Origin of the sequence: Streptomyces tricolor (assembly GCF_002155905.1) — a bacterium.
GTDB lineage: Bacteria > Actinomycetota > Actinomycetes > Streptomycetales > Streptomycetaceae > Streptomyces > Streptomyces tricolor.
The window spans coordinates 1-6101 of record NZ_MUMF01000614.1 but is presented as its reverse complement, the minus strand read 5'-3'; the positions used below and the strand labels follow the sequence as shown (position 1 = coordinate 6101).

The window sequence follows — 6101 nt, the reverse complement described above, 5'->3', positions numbered from 1 at the left end:
GGCGCCGGCGCCCAGCTCGGTCCGGCGCAGCCCGTCGAGCGGGCCGAGCCGCAGCTCGTCGGTCTGGTCGAACAGGGAGCCCTGGAGGTGCGTGGCCATGAGGCCAGCGTACTCCTGAATCGAAAATTCGTTCCATTTCTTGATCGTCTGGTCCGGGGGGTTTCGATACATCGATGTATTCGATACGTTCATGTATCGAACGGGAGGGCGGATGCCGATGGAGGACCGGAACACCCCCAAGCGCGTCACCCGGCGCCGGGTCCGCACCCGGGCCCGGCTGCTCGACGCCGCGTTCGCGGTGTTCGCGGCCAAGGGCTTCGGTCGGGTCTCCATCGAGGAGGTCTGCGAGGCGGCCGGATTCAGCCGGGGCGCGTTCTACTCCAACTTCGCCACCCTGGACGAGTTGTTCTTCGCCCTGTATCGGGAACGCGCCGACCTCATCGCGGACCAGGTGGCCGACGCGCTCGCCCAGGACGGCCCCGATCTGGACGTGCCCGCCTCCGTGGAACGCGTCACCGAGGTGCTCCTGCTCGACGTCGACTGGCTGCTGGTGAAGACCGACTTCCTGGTGCACGCCGCCCGTGACCCGGACGTCGCCCGGGCCCTGCTCGATCACCGCGCACGGCTGCGCCAGGCCGTCGCCGACCGGCTGTCCCGGGCCCGCGGCCACACCGAACTGCCCGCCGTGCTCGGCGACGCCGACGGCGCCGCGCGCGCCGTGGTCGCCGCGTACGACGGGGTCACCACCCAGCTGCTGCTGGACCGGGACGTCGAGGCCGCCCGGGCCTGGCTGGGGCAGCTCCTCACCGCGCTGCTCACCGACGGCAGCCGCACCCCCGCGTGAGCACCGACGCGTGAGCACCGACACGGCCCGGCCACGGGCCACCGGCACCGCCCGGCTTCGGGCATCCCCAGGAAGGACACAGTCGCCATGGACGCGGACGTCATCGTCGTAGGGGCCGGCCTCGCCGGCCTCGTCGCGGCGCACGAACTCACCCGCCGGGGCCGCCGGGTGGCCCTGGTCGACCAGGAGAACGCCGCCAACCTCGGCGGGCAGGCGTTCTGGTCCTTCGGCGGGCTGTTCCTCGTCGACTCGCCCGAACAGCGCCGCCTCGGCATCAAGGACTCCTTCGCCCTCGCCTGGAACGACTGGCAGGGCAGCGCGCGGTTCGACCGGCTCGCCGACGAGGACTCCTGGGCGGTGCGCTGGGCCCGGGCCTACGTCGAGTTCGCGGCCGGCGAGAAACGGTCCTGGCTCCAGGGGCACGGCATCGAACTCCTGCCCACCGTCGGCTGGGCCGAGCGCGGCGACCTGCGGGCGGACGGGCACGGCAACTCCGTGCCCCGCTTCCACGTCGCCTGGGGCACCGGCACCGGCGTGGTCGAGCCGTTCGTACGGTACGCCCGCCAGGCCGCCCGGGACGGACTGCTGACCTTCCACCACCGCCACCGGGTGGACGAACTGGTCGTCGAGAACGGCACGGCACGCGGCGTCCGCGGCACCGTCCTCGCCCCCGACGACTCCCCGCGCGGTGTCGCCTCCACCCGCGACCGCGCCGGCGACTTCCAGCTCACCGCCCAGGCCGTCGTCCTCACCACCGGGGGCATCGGCGCCGACCACGACATCGTCCGCCGCTACTGGCCCGAACGGCTCGGCACACCCCCCGCCGAGATGGTCACCGGCGTCCCCGCCTACGTCGACGGCCGCATGCTCGACATCAGCGCCGAGGCCGGCGTACGGCTCGTGAACCGCGACCGCATGTGGCACTACACCGAGGGCCTCCAGAACTGGGACCCGATATGGCCGGGCCACGGCATCCGCATCCTGCCCGGCCCGTCCTCCCTCTGGCTCGACGCCCTCGGCCGCCGGCTGCCCGACCCCTGCCTGCCCGGCTACGACACGCTCAGCACGCTCAAGTACCTGCGCACCACCGAGGACATCGCCGGGTACGACCACTCCTGGTTCATCCTCACCCGGAAGATCGTCGAGAAGGAGTTCGCGCTCTCCGGCTCCGAGCAGAACCCCGACATCACCGCCAGGGACCGCAAGGCCGTGCTGCGCGACCGGCTGCTCGGCAAGGGCGCCCCCGGCCCGGTGCAGGCCTTCCTCGACCACGGCGCCGACTTCGTCACCGCCGGGAACCTGGAGCAGCTGGTCGACCGGATGAACGCGCTGACCGGCAAGCCGCTGCTGGAGGCGGCCGAGGTGCGCCGCCAGATCGAGGCCCGCGACCTGCAGATCGCCAACCCCTACAGCAAGGACGCCCAGGTGCAGGGCATCCGCAACGCCCGCCGCTACGTCGGCGACCGGCTCGGCCGGGTCGCCGCCCCGCACCGCCTCCTCGACCCGGCCGCGGGCCCCCTCATCGCGGTCCGCCTGCACGTGCTGACCCGCAAGACCCTCGGCGGCATCCAGACCGACCTGGACTCCCGCGCCCTCGGCACCGACGGCACCCCGATCGAGGGGCTGTACGCGGCCGGCGAGGTGGCCGGATTCGGCGGCGGCGGTGTGCACGGCTACAACGCGCTGGAGGGCACCTTCCTCGGCGGCTGCCTGTTCTCCGGCCGGGCCGCGGGCCGGCACGCGGCCCGGCACACCGGCTGACCGTCAGCCCTTCAGCAGCTCGGCCAGCACGGAGGCGTGACTCCGGTCCGGGTTCTTCGACGCCGTCAGCAGTGTCACGCTCCCCTCGCGGGCCGACTTCCGGAGGCCGTCGATCAGTTCGGCGGCCTCCGGCGCGTCGAGTTCCGCCTCGTAGCGGCGGCGGAACTCCTCGTACGAGCCCTCGCCCGCGTGGTACCACGTGCGCAGCTCGCCCGACGGGGTCAGCCCCTTGGGCCACTCGTCCACGTGCGCCGCGTCCTTGGCGAGGCCGCGCGGCCACAGCCGGTCGACCAGCACCCGCAGGCCGTCGTCGGGTTCGGGCGGTTCGTAGATCCGGCGCACACGCACGCTCACGGTCGGGCCCCTCTCGGGTCGCGGACGGTTCCGCGAGCGTACTGCGCCGCCGCTCGCCCACCGGGCGGCGACGCGGCACGTCTTGACCGGAAGAAGGGGGAAACCGGGGCGGCGCGGCGCCTAGTCTGACGGCCAGTCGATCACCGGCCACCCCGAGGAGCGCACGTGACGCCAGCCCGCAGACAGCCCGCCCGACGCCGTACCGCCACCCTCGCCACCGTCCCCGTCGCCGTGGCGGCACTCCTCGGCGCCGCCGGCCCCGCCGCGCCGGGCACCACCGGCGCGCCCGGCGCGGGCGACCCGTACTTCCCGCTCAGCGGCAACGGCGGCTACGACGTCCGCCACTACGACCTGACGCTCGGCTACGACACCGGCTCCCGCCGCCTGGACGGCACGGCCGTGCTCACCGCCCGCGCCACCCAGGAACTCACCCGCTTCGACCTCGATCTGACGGGCCTGAAGGTCACCGCCGTCACCGTCGACCGCGCGCAGGCCGCCTTCCGGCGCGACGGCCAGGAACTCGTCGTCACCCCGCGCCACGCCCTGCGCAGGAACCAGGAGTTCCGCGTCACCGTCGCCTACCACGGCACCCCCGAGCCCGTCACCGACCCCGACGGCTCGACGGACGGCTGGATCCCCACCGACGACGGCGCGTTCGTCGCGGGCCAGCCGCAGGGCGCCATGACCTGGTTCCCGGCCAACGGCCACCCCCGGGACAAGGCGTCGTACGACTTCACCGTCACCGTGCCGAAGGGGCGTACCGCCGTCGCCAACGGCGTCCTGCTCGGACAGCGCACCGCACGCGGGAAGACCACCTTCCACTGGCGCGCGACCCAGCCCATGGCCGCCTACCTCGCCACCGCCAGCATCGGGAAGTTCCAGGTCGAGCGGTACACGACCCGCCACGGCATCCAGGTGTACAACGCCGTGGACGCCCGCGAGGCGCGCGCCGCCGCGCCCGTCCTGAAGAAGCTGCCCGCGGTGCTGGAGTGGGAGAGCAAACTGTTCGGGCCGTACCCGTTCGAGGCGGCCGGCTCGATCGTCGACCACGCCCCCGACGTCGGCTACGCCCTGGAGACCCAGACCCGGCCGGTCTACGACTCCGCCCCCGACCTCGACACCCTCGTCCACGAGAGCGCCCACCAGTGGTTCGGCGACTCCGTCTCGGTCACCGCCTGGAAGGACATCTGGCTCAACGAGGGCTTCGCCACCTACGCCGAGTGGCTGTACAGCGAACAGCACGGCGGCCGCAGCGCCCAGCGGACCTTCGACGCCCTCTACGCCCGGCCGGCGAGCGACGGCCTGTGGGCCTACCCGCCCGGCGACCCCGGCAGCGGCGCCCGCATCTTCGGCACGCCCGTCTACGCCCGCGGCGCCATGGCCCTGCACGAGCTGCGCCGGGCCGTCGGCGACCGGGACTTCTTCCGGATCCTGCGCGCCTGGGCGACCGGGCACCGCGGCGGGCACGGCACCACCGCACAGTTCGTCAGGCTTGCCGAGCGGACCTCGGGGAAGCAGCTGGACGGGCTGTTCCACACCTGGCTGTACACGCCGGGCAAGCCGGACAGGCCCTGAAAACCGGCCGGTTCCGCCCGTGGCCGAGCGCTGACCGGTTCCAAACAACCGTCCGCCACGATCGACTCATGATCCGACGCAGAACCGCCGCCGCCCTGCTCGCCTCCCCGCTGCTGCTCACCGGCTGCGGCGGCGGAGCCGGGGCGGCCGAACGCCGGACCGCGGCCCGCCGTCCGGCGCCGGCGCCCACCCCCGCGACCTCCGCGCCCCGGGCGCCGCGGGGCATACCCGGTCTCGGACCCGAGCGGAGCGCGGCGATACCCGCGCGCTGCGAGCAGGCCGTCGTCGTCACCGGGCGCGGCAAGGACTCCCCGCTCTGCACGGTCGTCCTGCACCAGCGCACCGACGCCGGCTGGCGGGCGGGGCCGGCCTGGCCCGCCCACAACGCGCTGCGCGGCTGGAGCGCCCACCACCTGATCGGCGACCTGCGCTCCCCGCTCGGCGTCTACACCCTCTCCGACGCCGGCGGCCTGCTCCCCGACCCCGGCAGCAGGCTCCCGTACCACCGGTCCGGCGGATTCCACTCGCCCGGCACCGGATTCGAGGGCGAGCCGCTGGAGGGCTCCTTCGACTACGTCATCGCCATCGACTACAACCGCGAGCCCGGCACCTCGCCCCTGGACTGGACCCGGCCGCTCGGCCCCGGGCGCGGCGGCGGGGTCTGGCTGCACGTCGACCACGGCGGGCCCACCCACGGCTGCGTCAGCGTCGCCAAGGCGCACATGAAGGACCTCCTGCGCACCCTGGACCCCGGCCGGCATCCGGTGGTCGTCATGGGGTACGCCGACTGGCTCGCGCACTGAGCCGCCTAGGATCCGAACTCGTGTGCGCACATGTACTGGTCGCCGAGGACGACGAGAAACAGGCCGAGCTGATCCGCCGCTCGCTGCTGGCCGAGGGCCACACCGCGACGGTGGTGCACGACGGCGCGGCGGCGCTGGACGCCGCCCGCCGGCTGCGGCCCGACCTCGTCGTCCTGGACCTGATGCTCCCGCTCGTCGACGGCTTCGACGTGTGCCGGGCGCTGCGCGGCGGCGCGGAGCAGCCGGACATCCCGGTGGTGATGCTCACCGCCCGCTCCGCCGAGGACGACGTGCTGCTCGGCCTCGACGTCGGCGCCGACGACTACCTGACCAAGCCGTACAGCCCGCGCGAGCTGATGGCCCGCATCCGTACGGTCCTGCGGCGCAGTGGGCGGGGCGTCGGCGCCCGCGGCGAGGATCCCGTCGTGCGGGCGGCCGGGATCAGCGTCGACCCGGTACGGCACGAGGTGCGCTGCGACGGCGCGCCGGTGGAGTGCACGCCGGCCGAGTTCCAGATCCTGCTGGCCATGGCCGGCGAGCCGGAGCGGGTGTTCACCCGGCGCCAGCTGCTGCACTGCACCCGCGGCTTCGACCGGGCCTCCACCGAGCGGGCCGTCGACGTGCACATCATGAACCTCCGCCGCAAGATCGAGCCCGACCCGCGCCGCCCGGTCCGCCTGCTCACCGTCTTCGGCGTCGGCTACAAACTGACCGGCACGAGACCGTGAGCCACGGGGAGGCCCGGGCGGACCGGGCGGCGCGGG

6 protein-coding genes and 1 pseudogene are annotated in these 6101 nt (G+C 74.0%); 5 read left to right on the top strand and 2 right to left on the bottom strand.

Features of this window, described 5'->3' with window-relative positions; all coding sequences use genetic code 11:
* Window positions 1-99 (bottom strand): annotated as a pseudogene (locus tag CCN44_RS46795) (alpha-ketoglutarate-dependent dioxygenase AlkB); the annotation flags it as partial.
* 118 nt (window positions 100-217) lie between these two features.
* Here CCN44_RS46795 and CCN44_RS35435 point away from each other — a divergent pair.
* On the top strand, window positions 218-844 hold the full coding sequence (locus CCN44_RS35435) for a TetR/AcrR family transcriptional regulator (RefSeq protein WP_086702659.1): 627 nt from the start codon (window positions 218-220) through the stop codon (window positions 842-844).
* Window positions 845-931: 87 nt separating this feature from the next.
* The gene (locus CCN44_RS35430; protein WP_059247377.1) at window positions 932-2605 is read left to right on the top strand and encodes an FAD-binding dehydrogenase; all 1674 of its coding nucleotides are present in this window, start codon (window positions 932-934) and stop codon (window positions 2603-2605) included.
* A 3-nt stretch (window positions 2606-2608) separates the two neighbouring features.
* Here CCN44_RS35430 and CCN44_RS35425 read toward each other — a convergent pair whose 3' ends face one another.
* Window positions 2609-2959 (bottom strand): DUF488 domain-containing protein, encoded by a 351-nt coding sequence (locus tag CCN44_RS35425; protein WP_208639909.1) that lies wholly within the window; start codon window positions 2957-2959, stop codon window positions 2609-2611.
* Between the two features lie 165 nt (window positions 2960-3124).
* On the opposite strand from CCN44_RS35425, the gene CCN44_RS35420 reads away from it, so the two are divergent.
* From CCN44_RS35420 to CCN44_RS35410, 3 genes are all read left to right on the top strand, one after another.
* Window positions 3125-4534: a M1 family metallopeptidase gene (locus CCN44_RS35420; protein WP_086702656.1), complete on the top strand. Its 1410-nt coding sequence runs from the start codon at window positions 3125-3127 to the stop codon at window positions 4532-4534.
* 68 nt (window positions 4535-4602) lie between these two features.
* Window positions 4603-5337, top strand: a complete 735-nt coding sequence (locus CCN44_RS35415) for a L,D-transpeptidase family protein (protein WP_086702653.1) — start codon at window positions 4603-4605, stop codon at window positions 5335-5337.
* Between the two features lie 20 nt (window positions 5338-5357).
* On the top strand, window positions 5358-6065 hold the full coding sequence (locus CCN44_RS35410; RefSeq protein WP_059247373.1) for a response regulator transcription factor: 708 nt from the start codon (window positions 5358-5360) through the stop codon (window positions 6063-6065).
* The last annotated feature ends 36 nt before the right edge of the window (window positions 6066-6101 follow it).